The organism is Bacillus sp. DJP31, assembly GCF_049310945.1.
Lineage (GTDB): Bacteria > Bacillota > Bacilli > Bacillales > SA4 > Bacillus_BS.
Genome location: NZ_JBMERO010000004.1, coordinates 92,202 through 117,812, shown reverse-complemented (window position 1 = coordinate 117,812; position 25,611 = coordinate 92,202). Strand labels below are relative to the sequence as shown.

Sequence of the window (25,611 nt, the reverse complement as noted above, 5' to 3'; positions counted from 1 at the left end):
AAAAACTCCCATATAATACTATACCCAGCTTCTAACGTCTCTAACACTTATTCATCTTCTCTTTTCAATATTAGAAAAAAATCCCCCATGCCTCACTCGATTATCAGTACTAAAGGTAGTTCTTATGGAGATCTATTGAGGGAACGCACATAAATCGGATTGATTGAGAATACATAGTTCTTTCGAATGATTCACTACGATTCCCACCCTCCCTTTATCCCATTTTTCAAATTTAGGTGTACTATTCTTTGACTGATCCCGGTATATTACATGGGACGCTCCTTAGACTGACCTCAAGAATCCTTAAATTTTTTTAAAGGAGAGAGGTATATGTTCAAAAAATCGTTTATTGCACTAGTCACTGTTTTCTTTTTGTTGCCCTCGTTTAGTCAGGCTGGTTCTTTTGGTAAGGATGATCCTTCGGGAATACCTGGACAATGGTATGTCGGAACGACCCCCTCTTATGTTGCTCCAGCTAAGCACCCTGTTTTATTCGTACATGGATTAAACAGCTCATCGAACACGTGGTGGAATGAAAACAATATGTATGACACTGCTTACCAAAATGGGTATGAGACAGCATTTGTTGACCTTTATCCAACAAAAAACATGTGGGATAATGGGTATCTTTTAAGTCAAAAGATTCGTGATATGTACAATTATTTTGGTGAAAAAGTTGTCGTTGTAGCTCATAGTAAAGGAGGAATCGACACACAGTCAGCTCTTGTTCATTACGGGGCTTCTCCCTATGTCGCAAGGGTTGTGACACTTTCAACTCCCCACTATGGTTCGCAATTAGCTGACCTTGCCTATAGTAGTTGGGCTGGGTGGTTGACAGGAATACTTGGGAGCAAGAATGATGCGACCTATTCCCTTCAAACGGGTTATATGAACTATTTTCGTTCTCAAACAGACAATCATTCCAATGCTCGCCTGAATCATTTTTACACGTTCGGTGGGACGAAGTGGGGAAGCTTTGGGAGCTCACTTTATTGGGGAGGATTATACCTGAAGGGCTATGGAACCAATGACGGGGCCGTTACAGTCAATAGTTCAAAGCTCAGCTATGGGACTCAACTAAGTGTCGGCACTTGGAATCACTCCACTATTAAAGAGGGTTCCACTACCTTTAATCTATTTAAGAATTACTTAAACGAAATCCCTTATTCAAGCTCTAGCTTCCTGGCTCAAAGTATGGAGCCAGTCTCGATAAATGAAACAGTAGGTTCATTTATCAGGGGCGGCGAATTTAAAGGTAAAAAGCTAGAATCCATTCATGTAGAAGAAGGAGTGAACGAGATCACGATTGATTGGATGAGTGCGACTCCTTCAACAGAACTAACTCTTAAAGATCCAACTAACATTAGTCAAGCTTCTTTTACACCTGAAAAAGATACGACCGAATACTTAAATGGTGCCTATCATCACACAGTAACGATAACAAATCCAGCATCAGGAGAGTGGATAGTAGAAGCTAAATCGAAGAAGAATGAACATTATCTCTTACATGTTACGTTTGATAGTCCGCTGAATGAAACCATTCGTACGAATCTAGTGAATGATGACATAACATTTGAAGTAAATGACAAAAATCTAAAAATGACTACAGAGATGACGATTGAGTATTATAAAAACGGAATGCTTAAACAGGGTAAAGTGAAAGTTAGTAAAAATGGTGAATCATATAAGCTACCGAAGCTTGGTGAGGGTGTTTATAATATGACTATTGAAGTAGACGGGAAACAGAATCAAAGTAAGTTTGAACGAACTATCATTAAAACCGTTTACATCGACGCTGCTGGGAACATTTTTCACCAATAATAAAGTGAATATAGATAAAAAAAGAAGTAGCAAGATTTCACTTGCTACTTCTTTTTAATATTGCCTATTGAATGACCATTCAAATAAAAATTACTCACTCATTACGCGAATAAACTCTCTCATATAATCAGGCAAATCAGGTGGACGGCGGCTCGATATGAGATTTCCGTCTACGATAACAGCCTCGTCAAACCAGATGGCCCCGGCATTTGTCATATCGTCTTTGATTCCTGGTGTACTTGTTACTTTCTTTCCAGAAAGTATTTTAGCTGAGATTAACACCCAGCCAGCATGACAGATCTGGCCGATTGGCTTTTGCTGTTCATTCATTTTACGAACCATATGTAAAACTGCCTCAAATCGTCTTAACAAATCTGGCGACCAACCACCAGGTACTAATATCGCATCGTACTCAAAGGGATTAATGTCTGTGAAGGATAGATCAGAAATAATCGGTACCCCATACTTTCCTATATACTTCTCTCCTGCTTTTTCCCCAACGATATGAACGGTTGCTCCCTCTTCACGTAAACGAAGAACTGGATACCATAGCTCGAGATCTTCAAAATCATTACTAACTAACTGAATAACTTTTTTGGATTGAAGCTTCATTTTGTGTACCTCCCCTATTCTTACCGGTTTTATTTAAGCTAATTATACTATTCCCTTAAGTGAATAGTATAAACAAGTAAGTTTAATGCCTTAAATTAGCCTATATAAAGCACTCGTATCCTTTTGTGATAGAATAGAACCGTAAACTATACTTAGGAGTGAACATATGGATAAAAAACTCGATCATATCGGCATTGCCGTTCGGAACCTCGATCAAAGTATTGAATTTTATGTAAATGTGTTGGGGGGAAAATTGATCGATCGTTACCTAAGTGAGGCAATTGGAGTAGAAAGTGATATTGCCATGATAGAAGTAAATGAAGATCGTATTGAATTATTAGCTCCAACTAACAACACGACCTCTCCTATTGCTCGTTTTATTAAACAGAAGGGAAAAGGTGTCCATCACCTTGCATATCGAGTGGAGAATTTAGACGAAGCCTTAAAAGAGCTTAAAGCTCAAGGGATCCGAATTTTAGAAGAAACGTTACGAATGAATAAACATGGGAGACGATTAATTTATTTAAATCCTGCTGATACAGAGGGTACCATTATCGAGTATTGTGATTATCCAGACCTAAGTAAAGAGTCACAAAATACATTTGAGGAGAACTGAAAATGAAACCTAATGATATAGAAGGAAGAATCATTGAAAACTACCAAAACGAAGAAAAAATGATGGTACTTGTATTCGCCCAATGGTGTGTAAATCATGACCTTAATCCTAAGGAGCTTTACTTGAGAGCCTATCCAAATCAAGTAAACAATCCTGCGTTAAAAGAAGCTGCCCTGTTAACCGTTTCGAAGATGGAGTCTAGTCAGATTTCAGACCAAACCATGCTTGGCGTCTTATCACTTTATGGTAATGATGATCTAGCTTTTGTGGTATCAGAAGAAATGGATAAGATGGGCAAAGCCAAGCGCTAAGGTTCAAATCAGGCAAGTTCAATTACACTTTTTTCGATTACTGTGCAATAAAATATTCACTTACTTCTTCAAATTTAATTCTCATATTATTTTCTCCAACCATCTTCACAGTGTTAACACCATTACTATTTAATGTTTTCACCATTCTACCTTTATAGCTCTTGTTTTTTTTGAAATATACTTCGCCTTTTAAATCCCAATCTTTTAAACATGTGTATTTCATATCATTATCTCCTTTTCACCCTAGTTGAAGTGCATATTTTCTATGATGCAGTCAATAAAATAAAAAAAGACAGGCTCAAGAAGATGAGACTGTCTAGTTTTTATAAAAATTATGCTTTACGCACGTTTGCAGCTTGCGCTCCACGTTGTCCTTGTTCTACGTCAAAAGTAACTGTTTGACCTTCTTCAAGTGACTTGAAACCGTCGCCTTGGATTGCTGAGAAATGTACGAATACGTCTTCTCCAGCTTCTCTTTCGATAAATCCAAATCCTTTTTCTGCGTTAAACCATTTCACTTTACCTTGTTCCATGTGTGTTGCCTCCTGTTGTGGATTAAATCCACTTATATTACTATTCTTGCTTAAAACTTACATTCAGGGTAAAAGCTTTCAAACTTTTATTTGACCCGAACAAACAAAAATAATCTTCTCTTAATTTACCATGAAAAACTGAAGAAAGCAATCAAAATGTTTATCAAATATAAAAAAAGTTTATCAAACCTATTAAATATCTCTCTATTTGAAAGAATACGGGTTATGATTTTTATTGAATAGAGCTTTGTCCCTGCTCACTTTATCGGCCACTCTATTAGAAATCAATTTGATTTTAGAGGATACTCTTTATTTAGATGGAATAGTAGTGATTTTTGTCCCTGGAAAATAAAATTGAAGAATTTCCTCATACGTTTTCCCCTCTTCACCCATTATATTTGCCCCCCATTGGCTCATCCCAACACCATGACCATACCCTCTCCCTTTCATTGTATAGATCCCTCCATTGCTCTCAAGAGAATCTACGAAATAGCTTCTGAAGATATTGCCCCCAATCAACGGTCGAATTCGGTTGATTTCGACTTGATCGAGGTCCAACTGCTGAAATAAAATGGTTCCATCAATTAATCTTTGTAAAAAATGAATCGTGATGGATCCATTGGTTACACGTTTTGAATCCAACCGGTCGTTTGATAGCTTAAATTCTGGGATGGAGAGAATTTTGATATCACCTGGAAAGCCTTTTTTCTGAATATATTTTTTCATTGATAGGGTGATCACATCATCCTTTTCTTGAGTCTCTTCCCACCACGCGTGATGGTCCCAGTTAATTTCCTCAAGTTCCACTTGTGTTTGGCTCAGATTAAACTGCCAGGGATGTGTAGGGTCATAGGGATCACTCTTTATAGGGTAATAAGAAATTGGGTTTCCTCCCCAAACATTGGCGTTGTTCTCCGTGATGCCTCCATTACTAGCAGAGTAAAAGGCATCGATGAGTTTGTTATGATGGGTAATCACTTCCCCTTTTGTCTCTTTTACAGCTTTTGTTGTGGATGGTTTCCAGGAATACCCTCCATATACTTGATATTTTATTGTGTCATCCATACTTGCTTTCATGTGAGAAACAGCGTACGTCCTGGCTGCCAATGCCTGTGCTTTTAACGTTTCAATCCCCCATGTAGGAAATACCTCAAACGGAACAACTCCCTTTAAATAGTCCTCAAGAGGTAGCTGATTCACAGGGCGAATATTGATCTTATCCTCGATTTGAAATTCAATAGCTCCTAAATAAGGACGATCATTGATCGTAATGAAATGTTGTTCGTCATATTCTCTCGGAACAAGGACTAGTGAATCTCGAAATTCTTGAGTTTCCCCTGCACCAATTAAAGTAAACATGCCATTCTTCACAGTAAGAATATAGTTGATCCCTTCGTATAATGTTAGAGTTGGATCAAGTGAAACATAGTCTCCTTTCAATTCAAAATTAATTTTAGACGTATCCCCCATGTAATTGACTAACTTAACTTCCACTAGCTCTTTTGCAAAACTTGTCATTGGATACATTGTGAAAAATAACAGTATAAGTAAACCTAATAATTTTCTCATACCATTAGATTCCCCTATGTGATGATGAATACTCCCCCACTTTCTGAGGTCCAATTACAAGAAGAGGACTAGAGTGAGGTCATTTACCTCAATTCAGTCCTCTTTTTTCTTTAATGCCTAAGTTGTGACACTACAGTTCTACTTTCCTACCTTCTTTTGCAGAAAGACGTATGGCATCAAGAATGAGCTGAACTCTATGACCACTCTCAAACGTAGGAACTTGGTCGCTAACTTTGCTACTGTTTACTGTTTCATAGACCTTATCTAACATTGGGTAAAAGGCTTGATAGTAAGCTAGTGTTCGAGTTGAAAGATCTTTTGGCTCCTCGATTTCAGGACTTAGATCAATCTCTGTCAGCTCTTCTCCCCCAATAGCCAGTTGTACTTGCTTATCATCTGTCATGACAAGAGTACCGTTCGTTCCAAACACTTCTACTCTCCATTGATTGGCTTTATGTAAACTTGCCGAAATAAGCTCAGCTGTAAAAGAGGTACCCTGCTTAAATGTGCCCACTGTTTGAAAGGAATCCTCTGCTGTACGGATCTCCGTCTCTAAGTCCTTCGTTATAGAAGGAACATGAATAGGTAACTGCCCGTAAACTTCCTTAAGATCGTCTCCAACCCACCATAGTAAAGAATCAAACATATGGGAGCCTATCGCACCTAACATCCCTCCGCCGTATTGCTCAAGACCCAGCCACCCACGCTTATTGCTAATAAGTGAGAGATAGGAATTGTACGTACATTTATAATGAATATGTAGAATCTCACCAAGACTTCCACTTGATAAAATTTCTTTTACTTTCTGCCTTGCAGGTAAGAACCTGAATTCAAAGTTAATAAATCCATATAGCCCTAACTCATTTTTTACCGAAAGCATTTCTTTGGACTGCTTAGCATCAAAGGCCATCGGTTTCTCACATAAAATATGTAAGCCCTGTTTCAAACCTTCCATAACCATATCGAAATGGAGATAAGGAGCCGATGCGACTGAAAGTAAATCTAGTGTTTCATTCCTTAGCATGTCTCTCCAATTATCATAAACAGCAGCTACACCTGTTTCTTCTTTTACTACCTCAAGATTTCCTCGATGCACACCAGAAATGGCCACTACCTCAAAACCAGGATGATTTTGCATGATGGGTGCGTGGACCTTTGCACCGAAACCCGTGCCGATAATTCCAACTCTTATCTTTTTTTCTTGCATGATTGACACTCCTTACATTTGTTAAACTATGTAGTATTTTCGATATCTACACAAAAATTTTCTTTTAAAAAAGTGAGCGTGGAAGACATCCCCAATCACTTTTTAAAGGGTGAAAAATCCCCCCTTAAGGAAGTCAGAGTGCAAGTCTCTCTAAACGCGCCCATTTGCCTTCTGTTTGCCGAATATAGGTTTTATGACTGATTCTCAATAATTCGCTTCATTGCCTTCATTTGACCAAGGTGGTCCGCTTCGTGATAGAGCATAAATCCCATTAGTTCTCCGTATGTTTCTAGGTTACCAAACGGAAACTTGAAAGGAATGCTCTCTTCAAAAAAGGCTGGAGATAATTCACGAATACGCTTTGTTTGTTGTTCAAGTTGTTCGATGAGTAAAGTTAGTGTAGGCGCTTCATCTGTCCATTTGGATGGGCTTGAACCTCCACCAAAGTATTCTTTGTACGAGATTGGTAAATGAGTAGAACTTTTTGGAAATCCAAATAAGAAGCTTTCCCCCGCTGATAATACATGGCCAACATGCCAACGTATTGTGTTATTGAATCCTTGAAGCTGTTCATCGGCTGTTCGATCATTTACCTCTTTAACAAATTTCATCAGTGAACCACGAGTGATTTCAAATTGCTTTGACAAGAAAGTTCCCCCCCTACATTTCAACTAGGCAATACATTACTACTATATATGTTTATTTTAACCTTTAAAAGAATAGTAAGACAATTTGAACAGGAAAAATTCTTTTTTTTGCAAAAAAAAATCTCCTACACATGTTTAATGAGTGGGAGATCAACAAGTTACCTTGCTTTTATAAACATTTGTACCCATGCGCCGTGATAGAATCCTACACCAATTGTGTCAAAATCAGCTTTTAGGATATTTGCACGATGTCCAGGTGAATTCATCCAAGCATTCATGACTTCTTGTGGCGTCTTTTGACCTTTTGCGATATTTTCACCAGCGGTTGTATAGCTGATACCGAATGTTTTCATCATATCGAACGGTGAACCGTAGTTTGGACTCGTATGAGAAAAATAGTTAGAATTAATCATATCCTGTGCTTTTTTATGTGCCACTGCTTTTAGATCAGCGCGGTGAGATAAAGCTCGAAGCCCATTGTTTGCTCTTTGTTGATTAACTAACGTCACAACTTGATCTTCAAATGCATTATGATTTGATGCATCTGCTTTTAAACGAATGACTTCACCAACATGCATATTTCTTGGCTCAACGTCAGGATTTAATCTAATCAATTCTTGATAATCTAACCCATAACGTTTCGCAATAAACCAAAAAGAGTCACCAGGAGATACCTTGTAATGAGAAAACGGTGGTTCTTTAAACATACTTATCTGAGCACTAGAAAAGACCGGGAATGCGAGTAATCCAACTAACATGAAGACGAGAATTTTCTTAATCATATCTTCCCTCCACTTATATTTACAATTATTTGTTACTATGTAACCTTTCTATTTTGTCTCATTCTCCGTCCTCGATACATCATTTAACAAAAAAAATAGAAGCAGCAAAGTAGCCACTTCATGCATTAATTATAAAGTTTCGATTTAGATGTTGAAAATTGCAAAAGATTTAACAACTGATCTAGCTTTTGACTTGATTTTACTGTATCACAATTGGTAAGCCCTCTATTTATTCCAAGTAATGTCATTTCTTCACGTTGTTTCTCAATTTCCTGTATCAACTTATCTACATCCATTACAATATCCGCCCTTTACTTAGCGTAAGTCTATTCATTATGACAAGTTTTACTAACAATGAACATCCATTCGACGAAGGTTGTCATGAATATTGATAAATCGACAAAATTCTACATTTCCCTATAAAAAAATAAGTAGAACTTGCACAAACCCTCCTTGCATATACATAACCAATAGCAACCCAAATCGTGACCTTCAGTAAAGGAGTGTCCCCTGATGATTTTTCAGAATAAAGAGGTATATCCAAAAGTGTTTATCTCTTCTTCCAAAGAGAGTAAACTTTCAAATCAGGACTTATATCGCACGAATTATATAAAGGTGTTTATTGAGCAGCAACAGGAAACCAATTTAAAATTAAGTGATTCATTTCAACATGTAAACCAAAACATGACAGAGTCCAAAATAGAGCAGAAATATTACTTTGATCAGCTGATTACTCAAATTACAAAGCATGAAGATTCACAAACACAGTTTAAAGATCGGATATTGGATCAAGAGCAAGCAAGTAAATCTATTCTAAATAGAGTCCATCAATTAGAAAAACTCGATCTCGATGTAAGAAGTAAGTTTCAGAGTGATGACTTAGTCAATCAGGCAATTATGGATCAATTAACGAGTCAAGATCATTTTACTCAAGTAATTGCCCAAAAATTGAAGGAAAATGAATCGGTATTACACAGCATTAATTTACAACTAATGAAACAAGAAGAGTTATATCAAAGTCTAACTGAAAAACTGAGCCTTCAAGAAGTTTTTCATCAGACAACTATGGAACGCCTTGATCACCAGGAAGCTATATCTCAAAAAATCACTAGACAGTTAGAGCATTTAAAAGGGATATTTTTTGAACAGTTTTCTCATCTTACAGACAAAATTGAAAATAGTATAAAGGTAACATCCAACTATTTGTTTCGTTTTATGCCGAAATCAAATTTGGAAGAAGAAAGTGAACGTATCGAAGAGAAACAAGAGTATACGAAGCAATAAAAAAACCGAGACTCAACGAGTCTCGGTTTCTAGTAATTAAAATGCTTTAGAGTAATTAGGAGCAGGTAATCCTTCTGCATCAAATAAAACACCCATTTTATCATTGAATGATTGGAATAGTGCTCCATTTGCTTCCGCATTAGCAACGTCAGCTTTGATTCCTTCATAGAACTTAGCAAGGTCATCAAGGGCAGATTTAACATCAGCACTTGAAGCTTCTAGCTCAGCAGGAACTGCAAAGTTACGGATTTCTTCAGCTGAAGCATCTGCAAGACCAACCGCTGCAGTCTTTGCTGTTTCACTTGCTGCTGCTAACTCAGCTACTGCTTCAGCAGTAGGCTTGTCTTCAGCTGGAACTTCAGCATCCTCTTGTGCTGCTAGTGCATCTGCATGTGCAGCTACTGCAGCATTGTAAGCTTTGTATGTGTGGTACTCATCTTTAAAGTTGTCAAGCACAGATATGTGGAATGTAACAAGAGCTGCCTTTGTATCAACAGTCTCAGTTTCTGTTACTTCAGTTTCTGTTTCTGTTTCTGTTGCTGTTTCTGTTTCTTTTGCTGGCTCAGCTTCCTCTGCAGCACATGCAGCTAAAAATAATGAACTTGATAAAATACCTGCTACGATTAATTTCTTCATTAGTAGACCCATCTCCTATTATCTGTATTTAATTCACTTCAAAATTAATTGTATTACAATAAATTAAATATGTCTACACATTTGGGATTTTTACATCAATTCAGATTAATTAGAATATTTTATACAATTTCGTGATTATAAAATTAATTACTTACACGAAACAAGCGCATTTAGTCAGCGATTGCAATAGCTGCCATTTTCATAATACTCTCTTTTGATTTAGTTCCGGCAATAAAACGTGCTGGGTGAGCGAAAACGGCATCCTGTATTTCAAGGATAAGATTTAATTCATCCATGCTCTTCCCTGCCCACTCCACCGGTAAATCTTTTCGAGATTCAAAGGTATTCCCATGAACGGGCACCGTCTGAATTAAGAAGCCCTTACGAGGATCTTGGTAGATGACAAAAAGTACTTCTTCTTTTATATCAACTTCAAGTAATGCATGATGCCACGGACAATGTTGATCTAAAAGCAATAATTCTTTTTGTTTTCGATTATCATATGCATTTGAAATAATGCTTTTTGCCGCAATTTTAGCGAGTTGGTCTTCAATTAGATTGAGGAAAGATGTTCTAGCATACTGGACTGCTTTGTAAAATTGCTCAAGTTCATCCTCTTCCTTATTCCACTTCGGGTTAAACCTATGTAAATCTGTCGCCAAATCAGGTATGATCATTTCACGTTCAAAGCGAACCCCATTATCTATTGCGTCAAGTCCTTGCATATATTGCTCATCAATATAGAGGTGAACTTTTTCAATCGAATGCGCTGGTATCCCTTTTTTCTCTAGCAGTGATTTTCCGAAATCACGCCAAACAAGACCAGCTGCTGCAAAGGGTATCCCGTTTTCACGGAACTCTTTATCATTTGTATGATGATCATAATCACCACCACCTACATCAAAAACAAGATCGCAAGTTGATAGAAGATCCTCATTTCTCGAACGAACGAGCTCTATCGATCCGTATAGTTCATCCAATATAATAAATGCAATGATATCATCCGCGTGGAATGTCCCACTATGTGTTCCTACTTTTCTTATATTCAAGTACAAATCCCCCTTTGTTTCATTTTCTCACCTTTTAGGGAAAATGGACATGCTTCTTTCAAGAAAATATTTCAATCGGAGCGATTTTTTCTACATTTGTACATTTTGAATGTATGTGCCTAAACCAAGAGCCTGCTGTTCCCAAAGAATTTTCTTTACTTGATCAACCTGAAAATCTTTGCAATGTATCATTAGGAAAACTTCTGTTAAATTCTCAGTCGTAAGAACTTTCTCATGTTTATACTTAGAATAAAAGTAATCAATAAAGAAGCCAAGCATTGATCCAAAGATTAATCCAATCAATGCCCAAATAATGGGTCCCCATTTCAGTACGAATCCATAGATCGATCCTAAAAGCATAAAAATGGTCCCTAGAACTGCAGCTAGTTCAACAAAACTTTTACCATCAGAATGGTGCATCGAGTCAAAAAGCCTATTACCCTCCGTTCTTTTATCTAACGGAAGAACTAGGATTTCATGCTTTTGAATTCCTATATTTTCGATCTCAGCAATTGCTAATTCTAAATCCACCGAATATTGAAAAGAAGCGATAACATACATAACATTCACCTTACTTTATTCTGGCATTTTGAACCGATAACTTTGATACTCCTTTTTTAGATACCTGGATTGTTCTTTCTCAAATAATTTATTGTATTCCACAGTATTTACATAACAATCATAAGCTGTAAAACAATATAATGACGGTATATATAAAAACCACTGAACATTAATTGCATTCGTGGCTGAATGAAAATCACCAACCATCGTAAAATGAACAGCTGGCAATAAGTTAGACATGTATGAAATGATGACAAAACAGGAAACAAGTAAAAAAGCCGAAGGGAATCGATTGATATGTAAGTAACCAAAGCCCGGAGCTAATAAGGACCAAATGCCAGCATGGACAGGCTTACGTTTTTGTAGCTTGTTTAATTCTAATGTTGAAATGGTATTTGAAATCACAACATATCCCTTTCTATAACAGAGCAAATAATCTTTATTTATTTTAATGGTCCGGTAATAACTATCCCAAATAGCAAATACATAAACGGGAATATACAAAAGAAACCACCGCAAATTAATGGACTCTTTTGCAGTCTCAAAGTCACCAACCATTGAATAATAAATAGAAGTGTTAATCCCTGACATTTGATTGATAAACACTTCCCAGCAGACAAGAACGAAGGCGATAGCATATTTACAGAGCATCATATGTCCTAGTCCCGGAAATGCAGCAGACCACCAAGCAGGTATCCATGGATTTCTTAAGTGTATTAAATTTGTACCAAATGGTGATACATACGCAACCACATGCCTGTTTTTTGATTCATTATCTGATCCTTTCACCTGAGCACCACTTTTTCCAAAAAAATTGATATGTTTAGTATGGCATTTAACACTTCTGTTCATCCACTATAATATAGGGATTGTACTAATTATTCCAAGTCCTCATATTGTTATTGTTTATAGCAAACAATACTATTGATTTTAGAGGATGTTCAAAAAGTCCGGCAAAAATAGCTTCGAATTTCTTCGTCAGCTCGTCTTTCCGCTCCTCACGTATACAAAACATACGCTCCGGTGCTCAAGACTTCGCTTCCTTGAACTTCTTTGCTCTTTTTGTCCTCCTTTTTGAACAGGCTCTTTTAGTAGAAAGGACTGATGAAATGGATACCATCCATCCTAAAGATGCAAAAGCAGGAGATGAGGTGTATGTCATTTATAACAATCCACATACAGCTTCTGTATCAAATGTAAAGAAAGCAGAGCTAGTTCAGCACCCTCATAATCCAAATGCACTTGCCTTGTTTCTACACGAAACGTTTCACACGATTGAAGATGATGATGCCCTATTTGCTTCTGAGGCAGCAGCAGAGTCTGCTTATCAGGACCTTTATGAGAACGGACCTACAACTATGTAGAAAAAAGAGACGATAAACTCGTCTCTTTTTTTCATTAAACCCGAATAAAGTGATGAAAACCTCCCAAAAAACATAGTATTAGGTATTCTCATATGAAAAGGGTGATACAATGAATCATAAATCTCCCCCAAGCATTAAGGTTTACGGAACAGGCGAAATAAATGTTATGCCAAACCAAGCATTGATAACGATTGGAGCTGTTACAGAAGGAAAAGATTTACAGGCAATCCAAAAGGAAAATGCTTCTATTATCAATCTCATGATTCAACAGTTCACTACACTCGGAATAGAACAAAGCCTGATCCAAACGGCAGATTATCGAATAGAACCCGTTTATGAGTATCGAGAAGAAATGCAGCTATTAAAAGGCTACAAAGTGAGTCATTTACTTCAGCTCACGGTTAGAGAATTGGATAAAATTGGTCTACTCATTGATACAGCCGTCAAGAGTGGGGCTAACAATGTAACAGATATCCAATTCACCGTTGAGAATGATCAACTGATCTATCTCCAAGCACTTCAACAGGCAGTAGTAGAAGCTCAAACTAAAGCATTTTCTCTCGCAAAGCAAGTGGGAGCTCAAATTCATACGATCCCTTATCTAATTGAAGAGGAACCGACCAATCAAGTCTATCCGCTAGGTAGGTATAAGACCTTTGCAGCAGCAGAATCCACACCCATTCAGCCAGGATTACAAACGGTCACAGCTAAGGTCAGAGCGGAATTTTATTATTGTTAAACGAAAAGAGTAGCTAAAAAGCTATTCTTTTTCTATTCAGTTTTCTGAAAAAATATAAAGATACTGACATTTCACCTCGAAATGTTCTATACTATTTTTAGTTAGTAACACGAAATATCAAATCATAACTTTGTAAAAAAAGGAGAATGAGTCATGGAGAAAACTGTTGTGAAACGCCCTACCCGTTCAGAAGTTAACGCGGATCTAACTTGGAAACTAGAGGATCTATTCCCTACATATGCAGACTTTGAAACAGCCATTGATGTCACTTTTGCAACCACCACAAATGTAACACAATTTAAAGGCAGACTCGGTCAAGGTTCTGAGGAGTTGGTAAATTGTTTATTAGCTCAAGAAGACTTACATGAAAAAGTAGTTAGAGTAGCAACCTATGCTAACTTACGAATCTCAGAGGATGGAACAAACCCTTCTAATCAAGCTGATACTTCTAGAGTCGGTTCATTGATTTCAAAGGTTAATGCTTCTTTATCCTTTATTAACTCAGAGATTCTAAGTCTACCAGATGGAACAATTGAACAATTCCTTCAAGAGAACCCAGAGTTAGCTTCTTATCGAAAGGTATTACTAGATATTTTATCTTCAAAGCCTTACCAATTACAGCCAGAGACTGAAAAAGCATTAGCATCTTTAGGAGAGCTTCATGGTTCACCCTACACGATTTATCAAAGATGTAAATCTTCTGATATGCAGTTTGAATCTATTGTAGATGAAAATGGTTTAGAACAACCTGTTTCGTTTGCATTATATGAGGATCACTATGAGCAATCCCCAAACACTAAATTAAGAAGAGCAGCGACTGATTCATTTGTTTCCACTCTAAAAAAATATAAAAACACCTTCGCCGCTACATATGCTACGGAAATTAATAAACAAGTTACTCTATCAAAGCTTCGAAATTATGATTCTGTTACGGATATGTTACTTAGACCACAGCAAGTAACGCAAGAAATGTATCATAACCAACTAGATGTCATTGGTCAGGAACTAGCTCCACATATGCAACGGTTTGCTCGTTTGAAAAAGCGTATGCTTGGTCTTGATACATTAAGATTTTGTGATCTGAAGGCTCCAATAGATCCTGATTTCAATCCAACCACAACCTATGAGGAAGCCTCAAAGGTTATCTTAGAATCCTTGCAAGTCATGGGACCAGAATATGTTGCCATCATGGAGAAGGCATTAAAAGAACGATGGGTTGACTTGCCAGATAACATCGGAAAGTCTACAGGCGCCTTTTGTTCAAGCCCATATGGAGCACACCCTTATATCTTAATCACGTGGACGGATACAATGAGAGGTGCTTTTGTTCTTGCTCACGAGTTAGGCCATGCGGGTCATTTCTATTTAGCGAATAAAAACCAAACTATATTAAATACTAGACCTTCAACTTATTTTGTGGAAGCACCATCCACGATGAACGAGCTGCTCTTGGGACAACATATTCTAGCTAATACAACGGATACACGTATGAGACGATGGGTGATTATACAGTTTTTAGGGACCTATTATCATAATTTTGTCACACACTTATTGGAAGCAGAATTACAGCGAAGAGTTTATCGTTTAGCAGAAGCTGGTAAACCGATTACCGCTACTATTTTGTGTGAACAAAAAGCAGAAGTTCTCTCCGCTTTCTGGGGAGATACTGTCGAAATAGATGAAGGTGCAAGTCTTACTTGGATGAGACAGCCACACTATTATATGGGACTTTACCCTTACACGTATTCAGCTGGATTAACGGTTTCAACTGCAGTTGCTGGATTAATAAAAGAGGAAGGCCAAGCAGCTGTCGATCGATGGTTAGATGTTTTGAAAGCGGGAGGAACCATGACGCCTCAAGAGTTAATCAATCACGCAGGACTTGATATGACAAAACCAGATGCCATTCGAAAAGCTGTATCTTATGTAGGCTCCCTCATTGATGAACTTGAGAATAGTTTTAATTAGTTCGTGTAACGAATGTTTGGATTCTATTCTTACAATATTAAAAGGCAATACGTATCTCTCCTGCGCCACTCCAAGCTCGGAACATGCAAAAACACCTATCACTTTTTGATAGGTGTTTTCATTAATAAGCAGTATTCAATTGTGTAAGGACATGCTCGTCAACCATTTTATAAGCATATCTTTTAACTTGTTATCTTGTCGACCCTAAAACAATGAAAGCCCTACCTCTCGTCCATCCTTATGACTCCTTAGTCATGCCAGTGAGAATTAGGAAAAAAACTGTATAAACAATTCTTCTGTGATTTAAAGTTAAAAAGAGATAATGGAGAAACTTTGAAAAAAGAAATCGTGGAAACTTTGAAGGGTTACTTATTCTGCTACGGAGTGATTATGAATAACTTGTAATTCTCTAGATGAAATCTCCATCTCACTGCTGCAAATTGGACATGTCGTTATGTCTCTACTTCTAAAATTATCACGTACCCAACATTTACACGTTTCGGAAGTACATTCCCAAACCTTTGTAGTTGCCATTTTTATTTCTTCCATTGGTTTTTTACCAAATACCATTACCTTTGCCCCCTATACAATTTTAAGAATATGCACTACCCTAATTGGCAGCCACCACTCTATTTTTTGTTATAGCTTAACAACGTTTACTGCTTGTGGTCCACGGTTTCCAGAAGTCACTTCGAACTCTACCTTTTGTCCTTCATCAAGAGATTTGAAGCCGTCCCCTGTGATCGCTGAAAAATGTACAAATACATCTTCTTCGCCTTGAACTTCGATAAATCCGAATCCTTTTTCTGCATTAAACCATTTAACTGTTCCAGTTTTCATAAAGCGAAAACCTCCAATATTGTTATTATATGCTAATTTCCCATAAAAAAATTCACATACCATAAAAAGTACCATTTAGATGATCACTCTTTATATTAGGTGAATGGCTAAAAAGTGAAAACATACTATGATTTGATACATTTCTCATTCTACTCTAAAAGTATGGAATTGTCAAATATGAAACTGACAACCTGGATACAGTCCCTCTATTGATCGTATCAATTCTCTTTAGATTATCTTATTTATTTAGGAATGGTCTTATGGAAAGACTGTACTGGTCGTTAAAATCTGCATCATTTACATTTATCGAACTCTTTTTATCCAAGAGAACCATAAAATCACCCGTATTAAAGGATCCAGCCCCTCCTTTATCCTGTGCAGAACCATTGGGAGAGATCCTAAATACATCTCCTACTGTAAAAGCTCCATCACCCACGCTATCAATTTTAATTGTACCTACAATAGACGGCATAAACAAGACTCCCTTTCGATTTTCAAAAGTATGGTATAGAATATGCGCCTATCATAGGATAGTGAATGAAATTTTCATTAACCTGTCAAGATATCTTCTGTTGGGTATTTAATTCTTGCCTTTTCGGGTTTGGCCAATGTATAGGCCAATGTTAACGGTCCTAGCTTTCCTAAAAACATGACTGTAATAATAACAATTTTGCCAATAGTAGTGAGCGAATATGTAAGACCGAGTGTTAAGCCTACCGTTCCAAAAGCCGAAACAACTTCGAAAAAGATATATAGCAATGGCGCATCTTCAGTCATACTCATTATAAAGATGGCTACTATTACAAATAACAAGGAAATCATCGTTATCGCAAGAGCCTTTACAATCATTCTCTGTTGTATAGAGCGTCTAGCAATGACAATTTCTTCTTTACCTTTTAAGAACATAACAACACTTAAGACAATGATAAAAAATGTCGTTAGTTTAATCCCACCACTTGTTGAGGCACTCCCTGCGCCGATAAACATCAACATAATCATTAAGAGGATAGTAGGTTCGGTTAAGGCCGGTAAATCCACCGTATTGAATCCTGCCGTTCTTGGTGAGACTGCTTGGAAATAAGACCCCCATAACTTCTCAGATAACGAGAACTCACTAAATGAATTCGAATATTCCATGCAGAAAATGAAGAGCATCGCAAAAGTATTGATGATCAATGTACCCCAAATCATCAGCTTAGAATGCAAGGATAATTTTCTAAAGTTCTTTTTATTCTTTATATCCATAAGAACCGTAAATCCAATCCCACCAATTATAAACAAAATAGAAACCGTACTATTAATTATAGGGTCACCCACATATTGCATTAAGTTATCAGGTAATAGTCCAAAACCAGCATTGTTAAAAGCAGAAATAGAGTGAAAAAAACTAAAGAAAAGACCCTTCCCCCATCCAAATTCGGGAACCCAACGAATGGACAGGAAAATCATCGCAATCAATTCAATGGTAATGGAGAAAATAAACAAATGCTTGACTAAATTAATGACTCCACCTAAAGAAGTTTGATTTAGGGATTGCTGAACAATCATACGTTCCTTCATGCCAATTTTCTTCCCTAACACAATAAAAATAAGGACTGCAAATGACATGATACCTAGTCCACCGAACTGAATAAGTGAGACAATCACAACCTGCCCAAATCTTGAAAAAATGGTTCCAGTATCGACTACTCCTAACCCAGTAACTGTCATCGCAGAAGTCGCCGTAAAAAAGGCATCGACCCAAGAAATTGGCTGAGTAGTTGCAATGGGAAGCATGAGCAGAGCACCGCCTAAAACAATAAAGAATCCAAAAATGACTACTAAGAGCTGTGAAGGATTAAGTCGAATCCACTTATTTTTCATATTTGTATCACCTTCACTAATTTCGTTCCCCCGCTCCTATTTAAAATTAGTAACTTATGTCAGTAATCTTACTCCTAGTAAATAGGTTTGTAAAGTAGTTAAAGGCAAGTAAATATCCCTAAATTAACACTTCTTGACGTATCCATTTTGTTAAAAACCCTCTATTTCTTCTAAATAATTTAATTTTTAACAAATGGTCGGTATAAGACAACTTCTTGGACCTGTATCGTAGAAATAAGAAACAACTAAAGGGAGGTGCTCACGTGAGACAACTAGATTGGCAATTACTGTGTTTTATTTCTGCAAGTGTCATTCAAGACCTATGGTTATACGTTGGGATGCCACAGATATACTATTGGGAAGTAAAAAGTCAGATAGAAGATGACAACAGAAAGTCTGCATAATTATTTTTTCATATTTATTAATTTTTACATCACGATAAAAATGGACAATTATCTCCTTCCTTGTCATATGTATATAGTAGACAGGCTAAAGGAGGGGAAATATTGAAGTTCATTATAATCAAAAAATCGTGGGTCATTACTACGGCCTTAGCACTTATTTTACTTGTATGTGGAATTATATTTCTAAAGCCAAGCGCTATGCCAACTGTCGGAAGTTCAGCTTCTGAGCATGAAGTGTTTACCTTTCAAATGGTGACAGGGGAATTTTCATCGAAGAATGATTCAGGCAAAGAGCTAGAATCCTATCGGTGGGATCCAGGTACGATTGTCGTGCCAAATGAAAAAGATATTGAACTTCGTATTTTTGGAGTAAATGGAAAAGAACACCCTTTCATTATAGAAGGAACCAATGTGAAAGGTATCGTGAAAAAAGGTGAGGAAACTGTTCTAAACCTTCGCTTCTCTAAAGAAGGTACTTATCGAATTATTTGTTCTACACACCCGGATATTGATCATAACGGACCAATGATTGGGTATATTGTGGTCGATTAAGAACAATAGTAAAGGCATCGCCAGACTAGCTTAAGTAGTTCAGATAAAGTGGAGAAACCAATAAAAATAGCATACGAAAACGGGTATGAAATCGCAATGGTTTGATGCTCGTTTTTTTGTTGATATATAAAGGTTTAGCACCCTTTCATTAAAGTTGCAATTAATATAGGATATAAATTAACAGTATGACAATAGTTATTGTCACTCGTTTTTTTCGTATGCGATTTCGGTTATCCTTTTTGGTGTTAATTTAAGGCTGTTTTTGAATACTTTGTTGCTTTTATATAAATTTCTCATTGTAAAGTTGTTCGTTACATTGTGCTCCAGGCTCTTGCTTTCCGCTCCATTCCACTCTCGTTTTTAAAAATAGCTAAAAGCAACACACTTTACAGAAAGAGCCTAATTGAAAATCATCAGAACAAATAGGGGGATTTGTCAATGTATGTATATAAAGGATAAGGTGCGAGGGGGTATCTATTACATATAAATTTCAGATTATGACGCAACTGAAGAAATAGAACGTAATTGGCATTGTGATGGAGAATATTCTCTTTATAATATGGAAGCTGTTGAAAAGGCTTTAGCTGAATTTTTAGACCTTGAAACTAGACGTGACTCTATGTATGTAGTTTCTAAAGAGGTTCAATTAATTTTATTTTTAGTATTCACAAATTTCTACAAATACATATGATATTGGTTTAGGTATGAAACCAGATTTTACTGGCAAAGGAAGTGGTGGAGAATTTCTAAATGCTGGGATTGACTTTGTCAAATCAAGATTAAAACCTGATAAAATTAAATGATCGATCGCAACTTTAATCAAGGAGTAAAAATGATTATTCCGCTAACTCAGAATAAGCAGTTGTAACATATTTGTAGGTGTTCTTCCAATAGGCCTAATTTTAGAAGATCGTCGCCTTTAAATAAGAATTGTGAAAATTCTTCCCTTTGATAATCAAGTTGATTGGAACGGAAAGGTGCGAGGGCTCCTTGCTAAGAGCGGTGTGAGGCTCGCATCCCTCCCCGCGAAAAAGCAAGTACCTGCAACGAAAAATCAACGGACAAATATTCTACATCGTTTAAAAGCAACAACTTATGAAAATAGTCAAAAAGAAAAACTCAGAGCGTAAACTCCGAGTTTTTTTATGCTAATACCATCATTTAAATTGAGAATTCCATTGTTACTTAGACAGTTATTTAATGATTTCTCTACAATAACTGAACTACTTAAAACTAACTGGGATGCCTTTTTCTTTTATGTGCCTTGAACTACTTTGCCTTTATTCTCTTCCTCTTCATCTGGGTCTTCATTAGACGTTCGAAGTGGAATCTCTTTCAAGAAGAATGTAGCTAGAACGGCAATTGCTACAACAATCGCTGAGAAAGTAAACACTCCAGACAGAGCAAAGCTTAGTGACTCTCTCATTAAATCAATAAATTGATCAAAAAACCCTTGCATTTGTTCTGGTATCGAAGCCTTAATTTCGGCTAAGGCATCTGGATTCATTAATAACTGTGGATCTTGTAACTTTTCCAAATCTGCTGGCATTTCTCCTCCATTGGCACTTCCAACTGGAGGCATTTCAGCTTCCTCTAGCTTTTGAACTAATCTTCTTCCCATGATAGAACCCATAACAGCTACCCCGACAGTACCACCAATCTCTCTGAACAGCTGAGATGTTGCAGTCGCCACACCTAGGAATTTATGTTGGACCGCATTTTGAACGGTTAGGTTGAAAACAGGAAAGGTGACACCTAACCCTAAACCAACGACAACTAGATTAAGAATGACATTAAGTAAGGTTGAGTCAGCTGTTAATGTAGTGTTTAAGAAAATCCCAACTGTCATAATCGATAATCCAATAATCGCCATGACTTTATATTTACCCGTTTTCGTGATTAAATAACCAGCTGTTCCACTTGAAATGACCATCGCAATGGTCATGGCCATTTCTACTAGTCCTGATGTCGTTGCAGAAGCACCAACTACTCCTTGAACGAAGAATGGTACATACATAATTACGCTGAACATCCCTACACCAATCAGGAATGATACAATATTTGAAACTGTAAACACACTATTTTTAAACAGGAATAAAGGAACGACCGGACTCTTGACCTTTAATTCTATAAAGATAAAAGCAATGAGTGAAGCAAGGGAAAGACTAAATAAACCGATTATTTCAAATGAGAGCCAATCGTACTTAGTATCTGCCCAAGTAAACGCAAGCAGTAAACTTATCAAAGTCAGACTTAAAACGAGAGAGCCGAGGTAATCAACAGACTCCTTTTCTGTAATTTCCTTTTTCGGATATAATCTAGAAATTAATACAAAAGCAATGACTCCAAACGGTAAGAAAACCCAGAAAACCCATGACCAATCAAAGTTATCAACAATATATCCTCCAAGGGTTGGTCCAAGTAAACTTGCTAATCCAAATGTCCCTCCAAGGATACCTTGCCAACGACCTCGTTCACGTGGTGAAAATAAATCGCCGACTGTTGCAAATGAAATCGACATTAGCATGCCGCCACCAAATCCTTGAATTCCTCTATAAATGATCAATTCAATGATATCAGTTGAAAAACCACTTAATAAAGATCCAATACTAAAAATGATAATTCCGACCTGCAAGAAAATTTTTCTACCGTAAATGTCGGATAGCTTTCCTACTAGAATAGCTGTAATACTTGATGTCAGCATGTAGATAGTAAACACCCATTCAAAGTAGTCCAATCCGCCAATTTCAGATACTATTTTTGGAAGTGAAGTTCCCACTATTGTCATGTTTAAGGCTGAGAACAGTAGGACTGATACAACTGCAATCATAATGGTTATCTTTTTTCTCATATCTAAATGTTCCATTTTACCACTCCTATCCTACTTTTATTTATTTGAAGCCATTTTTCAAGATGTTCTAAAGATTGATTGTTTTTAATAGAATCCTTTAGTAATAATAGAATCCCCATAACGATAGACGTTCTAGGTTTTTCCCGTTTAAGCTCCTCAAGTAGTACATCAAGTCCTTCAACAAGCTGTTTTTTTAATGGTAGTTCAGCTACTTCTTTTTGAACATAATCCAAAAGAATTTTAATTTCATCATTGATTTTAGAATCAATCGATGAAGGATCCACCTCGGTAGTAGTATTTAGTTGAAAGTGCTCCTCCATCATCCTAGCTGGAAAAATACTGGGGGGTTGATGCTTGACGATATCTTGAACAATCCCTTTCATCCTTGCTGCAATGAAAACAGAAGCTTCGTGAAGATCAAACTTTACATTTTCTATGATGATTAATGTCATAAATTCCTTTATCATTCCGTTAAAAATGAATACGAGTTCCCAAATGTATGGTTTCACTTCTATGCCAAATGAACTTACTAATGATTCATACTGCCAAGATAGCACCTTTTCTCTCATATTCGTTTTCATACAGCGAATTTGTTCTTTCTGTTGCTGTATCGTAGGGTCCGTCATTTGCATCTTAATGAAATCTTTATTCTTTAAGAAGTCTTCAAATTGCACAAAAATTTGCTTGATTAGCTTCTCTTCTGCATTTAATTGAGGATCAAACCCTACCAATAAGACCTTCTCAAACATTTGTGCTTGATAATACTCAGTGATCGAAAATAATAAATCATCCTTTGATTTAAATTCGGAGTACAACGAGCCTTTTGCAATACCCAATTGATCTGCAATTTCTTGCATGGTTGTAGCATGATAGCCTTTTTCAGCAAAGAGTTTTGTTGCCGCTTCAATGATTTGTTCTTTTCTATTCATATTTAACCTCCACAACTTGACCCTAAAGTCACACAATGACCAATGAGTTCAACAAAATCCACTATAATGGGTAACCCCCCCATTGTCAACTGTTCAAGTTTTATCACTGCTAAATATTTTTATCCATGTAAAAAAACTTAGCACAGGCATGCTAAGTTCATTCTTTATGTGTTTCATCAAGAAGGGGCGCGTCTACATAATCTAGTAATAAATGTTCTTTTTTACGAGCCAAAAGAGTTAACTTGTGAAGAGGCCTTGTCATGGCCACATATAATAATTTGATATCCACATCGGATAAGGTGAATGTATCATCCATACAAACGACAAACACACTATCAAACTCTAAACCCTTTGCAATATAGGAAGGTGTAATGACCACTTGTTCCTTCGTCATTTCTTCCACACCAATTAGTAGCTTTGTTTCGATGGATTGGTTTTGCCCAAAGAGTGTATCTAAGACTCTTGCTTCTTTTTCAGTTTTTGTAATAATAGCAAAAGTTTTTAGACCGATTTCCTTTTGAAGTGAAATTTCGGCTGCAACGCTTTGTACAATCTCATTCCAATTTTCACTTTGAAGAAACGATGGTCTGGTGCCATGCCGCACAACGGGTTCTACTTTCGGAATATCTTCTTCCATTAAATCAAGGATTTCATTGGCTACATTCATAATCTCAACAGTTGTCCGGTAGCTCTTTTGCATCGTCACATAATTAGCTCTCGGGAAGATCTTATTGACTAAAACGCTCCAATCATTCATACCTCGATAAGCATGGATTCCTTGAGCTAAGTCCCCAACGATTGTAAACATGTCTGTACCAAGCAATGCTTTTAAAGCATAAAATTGAAAATAGCTATAATCCTGCGCTTCATCAATGACGATGTTTTTCGCCTTTAACTCAGGATCCACACCAAATAAGTAATGTTGCAAGTACAATAAGGCCGCTAAATCTTCAATCTCAAACTGATTTTTTTGTAACAAAGCAGCTTGATAGGAAAGAAATTCGTTTATCTCAAATGGAGTCAATATATCATGCGTTAACTTTGTAAACTGTTCTGTAGTAAAGAAATCAGTATAATAATCAAGTATAGTAAGCTTTGGAAATTGTTTCATATATTGGTTGACAGACACTCTTATTTCCTTGGTTACCTCACCTAATCTGGCAACCTTTTCATCCATACAGGCTGAAACCGCCACTCTTCTCTTCATAGGTGCCTTTATAGCTAACGCCTGATCAAGCTTATACTCATATATAGCTTGTACCTTATGCAGCATTTGGTTCTTTTTACGTTTTACATCACCTTGTAAAACCTTTTTTATCCGGTCGACACGGCGATAATAGGGCAAGTATTGGTATTCCTTTACAAATAATCCTTTGATTTTCTTTGCGGTCATTAAGCGAAATTTCTCAACCGCAAAATCCTCAAGCGGATAAAAGGTCTCTTGAATATCCTTCATATACTCTTCAAGTACTTGCTGATATTGAAGAGATCCCTTAAATTTAGAAATCCATTTAATTCTGTCAACCGTTTCGATGTCTGCCTGAACTAAATCCATTAATTTCTTCTCTTGTGGAATAATCTTTAATTTCTTCTTAATACAATCCTGAACGTAATCTATGTAGGTTGTTTGACGAATGCGGTCAACACCAAGCTCTGGTAGTACATCTGATATGTAATCGATAAATAGTTTATTTGGTGCAATGACCATCATTTTCTCTGGATCAAATTCTTGCCCTAACGTATAGATAAAGTACGATATTCGATGTAGAGCGATCGTTGTCTTACCACTACCTGCTGCACCTTGAACAATGATAGGACGATTTAAATCTGCACGGATTATTTGATTTTGTTCGGCCTGTATGGTTGAAACAATTTCGGCTAATCGGTTATCAGAACTTCTCGATAATGAATCTTGTAATAATTCATCATTCGTCGTAAGGTCAACATCTCGGTAATTATGTAAAAGGCCACCCTCAATTTCATACTGCCTTTTTAAAGATAAATAGCCTTCATACACTTCGCCCTCTGCCTCATATTCGACAGAGCCTAAGCGACCGTCATAATAGACGTTGGCGATGGGTGATCGCCAATCTACTATGATAGGCTGCTGAGTTTCCCGATCAAACACAGAAGCTTTTCCAATATAAAGGATTTCTTCCTCCGGGCGGTCAATTGCCTTAAAATTAATTCTTGCAAAGTAGGGCTTTGGCCTTATCTTCTTTAGATTACGTACTTCTTCGACAGTTCGCTCCATGATTTGCGAGTTCGTTAATATGTTAGAGTAGTTTAAACTACTTTCTAACCAGTCCGTATCCTGAAAGGCCTCAGAGATCTTATCACGATAATTTTCTTTTGTCGATTCAGTTGCAATAATAATCGTTTCAATATAATTCTTGGTGAATTTTAAACGTTCTACCTCATTTTTGTAGTCTGTATGTTTGGAAATAGACATGAGATCTCCTTTTTCGATCGA

General features: G+C 36.8%; 29 protein-coding genes. 9 read left to right on the top strand and 20 right to left on the bottom strand.

Annotation, left to right across the window (positions count from 1 at the left end):
• Nucleotides 1-330: 330 nt before the first annotated feature.
• The gene (locus ACOI1C_RS06075; RefSeq protein ID WP_422509009.1) at nt 331-1,821 is read left to right on the top strand and encodes an esterase/lipase family protein; all 1,491 of its coding nucleotides are present in this window, start codon (nt 331-333) and stop codon (nt 1,819-1,821) included.
• A gap of 90 nt (nt 1,822-1,911) precedes the next feature.
• Here ACOI1C_RS06075 and ACOI1C_RS06070 read toward each other — a convergent pair whose 3' ends face one another.
• A complete protein-coding gene (locus ACOI1C_RS06070) occupies nt 1,912-2,433 on the bottom strand; it encodes a type 1 glutamine amidotransferase domain-containing protein (protein ID WP_422509007.1) in 522 nt (173 codons plus the stop codon).
• Between the two features lie 166 nt (nt 2,434-2,599).
• Here ACOI1C_RS06070 and ACOI1C_RS06065 point away from each other — a divergent pair, with 166 nt between their 5' ends.
• Together ACOI1C_RS06065 and ACOI1C_RS06060 are read left to right on the top strand one after the other, a co-directional pair.
• Entirely contained in the window at nt 2,600-3,049 is a 450-nt protein-coding gene (locus tag ACOI1C_RS06065) for a VOC family protein (RefSeq protein WP_422509005.1), read from the top strand.
• A 2-nt stretch (nt 3,050-3,051) separates the two neighbouring features.
• Entirely contained in the window at nt 3,052-3,360 is a 309-nt protein-coding gene (locus ACOI1C_RS06060) for a hypothetical protein (protein WP_422509003.1), read from the top strand.
• A gap of 37 nt (nt 3,361-3,397) precedes the next feature.
• On the opposite strand, the gene ACOI1C_RS06055 is transcribed toward ACOI1C_RS06060, so the two are convergent.
• The 7 genes from ACOI1C_RS06055 to ACOI1C_RS06025 all read right to left on the bottom strand — a co-directional run bounded on the left by ACOI1C_RS06055 (nt 3,398) and on the right by ACOI1C_RS06025 (nt 8,394).
• A complete protein-coding gene (locus ACOI1C_RS06055) occupies nt 3,398-3,583 on the bottom strand; it encodes a hypothetical protein (protein ID WP_422509001.1) in 186 nt (61 codons plus the stop codon).
• Between the two features lie 109 nt (nt 3,584-3,692).
• Nucleotides 3,693-3,893: a cold-shock protein gene (locus ACOI1C_RS06050; RefSeq protein WP_422508999.1), complete on the bottom strand. Its 201-nt coding sequence runs from the start codon at nt 3,891-3,893 to the stop codon at nt 3,693-3,695.
• Nucleotides 3,894-4,202: 309 nt separating this feature from the next.
• Nucleotides 4,203-5,462 carry a SpoIID/LytB domain-containing protein gene (locus tag ACOI1C_RS06045; protein ID WP_422508997.1) on the bottom strand — a complete coding sequence of 420 codons (1,260 nt, stop codon included), beginning with the start codon at nt 5,460-5,462 and terminating at the stop codon, nt 4,203-4,205.
• Between the two features lie 130 nt (nt 5,463-5,592).
• Nucleotides 5,593-6,669, bottom strand: a complete 1,077-nt coding sequence (locus ACOI1C_RS06040; RefSeq protein ID WP_422508995.1) for a Gfo/Idh/MocA family protein — start codon at nt 6,667-6,669, stop codon at nt 5,593-5,595.
• A 191-nt stretch (nt 6,670-6,860) separates the two neighbouring features.
• Nucleotides 6,861-7,316, bottom strand: a complete 456-nt coding sequence (locus tag ACOI1C_RS06035; protein WP_422508993.1) for a DinB family protein — start codon at nt 7,314-7,316, stop codon at nt 6,861-6,863.
• A 158-nt stretch (nt 7,317-7,474) separates the two neighbouring features.
• Entirely contained in the window at nt 7,475-8,098 is a 624-nt protein-coding gene (locus ACOI1C_RS06030) for a CAP domain-containing protein (protein WP_422508991.1), read from the bottom strand.
• Nucleotides 8,099-8,223: 125 nt separating this feature from the next.
• On the bottom strand, nt 8,224-8,394 hold the full coding sequence (locus ACOI1C_RS06025) for a Spo0E family sporulation regulatory protein-aspartic acid phosphatase (protein WP_422508989.1): 171 nt from the start codon (nt 8,392-8,394) through the stop codon (nt 8,224-8,226).
• A gap of 217 nt (nt 8,395-8,611) precedes the next feature.
• Between ACOI1C_RS06025 and ACOI1C_RS06020 the strand changes: the two genes are divergently transcribed.
• Nucleotides 8,612-9,382, top strand: coding sequence for a hypothetical protein (locus ACOI1C_RS06020; protein WP_422508987.1), 771 nt, complete (start codon nt 8,612-8,614; stop codon nt 9,380-9,382).
• Between the two features lie 36 nt (nt 9,383-9,418).
• Here the strand turns inward: ACOI1C_RS06020 and ACOI1C_RS06015 are convergent, their stop codons facing one another.
• The 5 genes from ACOI1C_RS06015 to ACOI1C_RS05995 form a co-directional block, all read right to left on the bottom strand.
• Nucleotides 9,419-10,018 carry a hypothetical protein gene (locus ACOI1C_RS06015; RefSeq protein WP_422508985.1) on the bottom strand — a complete coding sequence of 200 codons (600 nt, stop codon included), beginning with the start codon at nt 10,016-10,018 and terminating at the stop codon, nt 9,419-9,421.
• Between the two features lie 170 nt (nt 10,019-10,188).
• Nucleotides 10,189-11,067, bottom strand: coding sequence for an MYG1 family protein (locus ACOI1C_RS06010; protein WP_422508983.1), 879 nt, complete (start codon nt 11,065-11,067; stop codon nt 10,189-10,191).
• Nucleotides 11,068-11,157: 90 nt separating this feature from the next.
• On the bottom strand, nt 11,158-11,628 hold the full coding sequence (locus tag ACOI1C_RS06005) for a hypothetical protein (protein WP_422508981.1): 471 nt from the start codon (nt 11,626-11,628) through the stop codon (nt 11,158-11,160).
• Between the two features lie 15 nt (nt 11,629-11,643).
• Nucleotides 11,644-12,417, bottom strand: a complete 774-nt coding sequence (locus ACOI1C_RS06000; RefSeq protein WP_422508979.1) for a hypothetical protein — start codon at nt 12,415-12,417, stop codon at nt 11,644-11,646.
• An 85-nt stretch (nt 12,418-12,502) separates the two neighbouring features.
• Nucleotides 12,503-12,643, bottom strand: a complete 141-nt coding sequence (locus tag ACOI1C_RS05995; protein WP_422508977.1) for a hypothetical protein — start codon at nt 12,641-12,643, stop codon at nt 12,503-12,505.
• Nucleotides 12,644-12,671: 28 nt separating this feature from the next.
• Between ACOI1C_RS05995 and ACOI1C_RS05990 the strand changes: the two genes are divergently transcribed.
• From ACOI1C_RS05990 to pepF, 3 genes are all read left to right on the top strand, one after another.
• Nucleotides 12,672-12,992 carry a transcriptional regulator SplA domain-containing protein gene (locus ACOI1C_RS05990; protein WP_422508975.1) on the top strand — a complete coding sequence of 107 codons (321 nt, stop codon included), beginning with the start codon at nt 12,672-12,674 and terminating at the stop codon, nt 12,990-12,992.
• 109 nt (nt 12,993-13,101) lie between these two features.
• Nucleotides 13,102-13,731, top strand: a complete 630-nt coding sequence (locus ACOI1C_RS05985) for an SIMPL domain-containing protein (RefSeq protein ID WP_422508973.1) — start codon at nt 13,102-13,104, stop codon at nt 13,729-13,731.
• A gap of 153 nt (nt 13,732-13,884) precedes the next feature.
• Complete coding sequence (gene pepF, locus ACOI1C_RS05980) at nt 13,885-15,699, top strand: oligoendopeptidase F (RefSeq protein WP_422508971.1); 1,815 nt, start codon at nt 13,885-13,887, stop codon at nt 15,697-15,699.
• A 369-nt stretch (nt 15,700-16,068) separates the two neighbouring features.
• On the opposite strand, the gene ACOI1C_RS05975 is transcribed toward pepF, so the two are convergent.
• From ACOI1C_RS05975 to ACOI1C_RS05960, 4 genes are all read right to left on the bottom strand, one after another.
• The gene (locus ACOI1C_RS05975; protein ID WP_422508969.1) at nt 16,069-16,269 is read right to left on the bottom strand and encodes a cold-inducible protein YdjO-related protein; all 201 of its coding nucleotides are present in this window, start codon (nt 16,267-16,269) and stop codon (nt 16,069-16,071) included.
• Nucleotides 16,270-16,338: 69 nt separating this feature from the next.
• A complete protein-coding gene (locus ACOI1C_RS05970; protein ID WP_422508967.1) occupies nt 16,339-16,539 on the bottom strand; it encodes a cold-shock protein in 201 nt (66 codons plus the stop codon).
• A 238-nt stretch (nt 16,540-16,777) separates the two neighbouring features.
• A complete protein-coding gene (locus ACOI1C_RS05965) occupies nt 16,778-17,011 on the bottom strand; it encodes a spore germination protein (protein ID WP_422508965.1) in 234 nt (77 codons plus the stop codon).
• 77 nt (nt 17,012-17,088) lie between these two features.
• Nucleotides 17,089-18,402, bottom strand: coding sequence for a TrkH family potassium uptake protein (locus ACOI1C_RS05960; protein ID WP_422508963.1), 1,314 nt, complete (start codon nt 18,400-18,402; stop codon nt 17,089-17,091).
• A gap of 263 nt (nt 18,403-18,665) precedes the next feature.
• On the opposite strand from ACOI1C_RS05960, the gene ACOI1C_RS05955 reads away from it, so the two are divergent.
• Together ACOI1C_RS05955 and ACOI1C_RS05950 are read left to right on the top strand one after the other, a co-directional pair.
• Nucleotides 18,666-18,806, top strand: a complete 141-nt coding sequence (locus tag ACOI1C_RS05955; RefSeq protein WP_422508961.1) for a hypothetical protein — start codon at nt 18,666-18,668, stop codon at nt 18,804-18,806.
• 102 nt (nt 18,807-18,908) lie between these two features.
• The gene (locus ACOI1C_RS05950) at nt 18,909-19,358 is read left to right on the top strand and encodes a cupredoxin domain-containing protein (protein WP_422508959.1); all 450 of its coding nucleotides are present in this window, start codon (nt 18,909-18,911) and stop codon (nt 19,356-19,358) included.
• A 1,255-nt stretch (nt 19,359-20,613) separates the two neighbouring features.
• On the opposite strand, the gene ACOI1C_RS05945 is transcribed toward ACOI1C_RS05950, so the two are convergent.
• The 3 genes from ACOI1C_RS05945 to helD all read right to left on the bottom strand — a co-directional run bounded on the left by ACOI1C_RS05945 (nt 20,614) and on the right by helD (nt 25,590).
• Nucleotides 20,614-22,224, bottom strand: coding sequence for an MDR family MFS transporter (locus ACOI1C_RS05945; protein ID WP_422508958.1), 1,611 nt, complete (start codon nt 22,222-22,224; stop codon nt 20,614-20,616).
• Nucleotides 22,212-23,138, bottom strand: coding sequence for a TetR/AcrR family transcriptional regulator (locus ACOI1C_RS05940; protein WP_422508956.1), 927 nt, complete (start codon nt 23,136-23,138; stop codon nt 22,212-22,214). Before ACOI1C_RS05940 ends, ACOI1C_RS05945 begins: the two co-directional genes overlap by 13 nt.
• Nucleotides 23,139-23,295: 157 nt before the next feature.
• Nucleotides 23,296-25,590: an RNA polymerase recycling motor HelD gene (gene helD / locus ACOI1C_RS05935; protein WP_422508954.1), complete on the bottom strand. Its 2,295-nt coding sequence runs from the start codon at nt 25,588-25,590 to the stop codon at nt 23,296-23,298.
• Nucleotides 25,591-25,611: the final 21 nt, after the last annotated feature.

What these genes read in the sequence shown, in the direction of transcription:
- ACOI1C_RS06075 (WP_422509009.1), top strand. Translation starts at nt 331, where the DNA reads ATGTTCAAAAAATCGTTTATTGCACTAGTCACTGTTTTCTTTTTGTTG.
- ACOI1C_RS06070 (WP_422509007.1), bottom strand. Translation starts at nt 2,433, where the DNA reads ATGAAGCTTCAATCCAAAAAAGTTATTCAGTTAGTTAGTAATGATTTT.
- ACOI1C_RS06065 (WP_422509005.1), top strand. Translation starts at nt 2,600, where the DNA reads ATGGATAAAAAACTCGATCATATCGGCATTGCCGTTCGGAACCTCGAT.
- ACOI1C_RS06060 (WP_422509003.1), top strand. Translation starts at nt 3,052, where the DNA reads ATGAAACCTAATGATATAGAAGGAAGAATCATTGAAAACTACCAAAAC.
- ACOI1C_RS06055 (WP_422509001.1), bottom strand. Translation starts at nt 3,583, where the DNA reads ATGAAATACACATGTTTAAAAGATTGGGATTTAAAAGGCGAAGTATAT.
- ACOI1C_RS06050 (WP_422508999.1), bottom strand. Translation starts at nt 3,893, where the DNA reads ATGGAACAAGGTAAAGTGAAATGGTTTAACGCAGAAAAAGGATTTGGA.
- ACOI1C_RS06045 (WP_422508997.1), bottom strand. Translation starts at nt 5,462, where the DNA reads ATGAGAAAATTATTAGGTTTACTTATACTGTTATTTTTCACAATGTAT.
- ACOI1C_RS06040 (WP_422508995.1), bottom strand. Translation starts at nt 6,669, where the DNA reads ATGCAAGAAAAAAAGATAAGAGTTGGAATTATCGGCACGGGTTTCGGT.
- ACOI1C_RS06030 (WP_422508991.1), bottom strand. Translation starts at nt 8,098, where the DNA reads ATGATTAAGAAAATTCTCGTCTTCATGTTAGTTGGATTACTCGCATTC.
- ACOI1C_RS06025 (WP_422508989.1), bottom strand. Translation starts at nt 8,394, where the DNA reads ATGGATGTAGATAAGTTGATACAGGAAATTGAGAAACAACGTGAAGAA.
- ACOI1C_RS06020 (WP_422508987.1), top strand. Translation starts at nt 8,612, where the DNA reads ATGATTTTTCAGAATAAAGAGGTATATCCAAAAGTGTTTATCTCTTCT.
- ACOI1C_RS06015 (WP_422508985.1), bottom strand. Translation starts at nt 10,018, where the DNA reads ATGAAGAAATTAATCGTAGCAGGTATTTTATCAAGTTCATTATTTTTA.
- ACOI1C_RS06005 (WP_422508981.1), bottom strand. Translation starts at nt 11,628, where the DNA reads ATGTATGTTATCGCTTCTTTTCAATATTCGGTGGATTTAGAATTAGCA.
- ACOI1C_RS05995 (WP_422508977.1), bottom strand. Translation starts at nt 12,643, where the DNA reads ATGTTTTGTATACGTGAGGAGCGGAAAGACGAGCTGACGAAGAAATTC.
- ACOI1C_RS05985 (WP_422508973.1), top strand. Translation starts at nt 13,102, where the DNA reads ATGAATCATAAATCTCCCCCAAGCATTAAGGTTTACGGAACAGGCGAA.
- pepF (WP_422508971.1), top strand. Translation starts at nt 13,885, where the DNA reads ATGGAGAAAACTGTTGTGAAACGCCCTACCCGTTCAGAAGTTAACGCG.
- ACOI1C_RS05975 (WP_422508969.1), bottom strand. Translation starts at nt 16,269, where the DNA reads ATGGTATTTGGTAAAAAACCAATGGAAGAAATAAAAATGGCAACTACA.
- ACOI1C_RS05970 (WP_422508967.1), bottom strand. Translation starts at nt 16,539, where the DNA reads ATGAAAACTGGAACAGTTAAATGGTTTAATGCAGAAAAAGGATTCGGA.
- ACOI1C_RS05965 (WP_422508965.1), bottom strand. Translation starts at nt 17,011, where the DNA reads ATGCCGTCTATTGTAGGTACAATTAAAATTGATAGCGTGGGTGATGGA.
- ACOI1C_RS05960 (WP_422508963.1), bottom strand. Translation starts at nt 18,402, where the DNA reads ATGAAAAATAAGTGGATTCGACTTAATCCTTCACAGCTCTTAGTAGTC.
- ACOI1C_RS05945 (WP_422508958.1), bottom strand. Translation starts at nt 22,224, where the DNA reads ATGGAACATTTAGATATGAGAAAAAAGATAACCATTATGATTGCAGTT.
- ACOI1C_RS05940 (WP_422508956.1), bottom strand. Translation starts at nt 23,138, where the DNA reads ATGAATAGAAAAGAACAAATCATTGAAGCGGCAACAAAACTCTTTGCT.
- helD (WP_422508954.1), bottom strand. Translation starts at nt 25,590, where the DNA reads ATGTCTATTTCCAAACATACAGACTACAAAAATGAGGTAGAACGTTTA.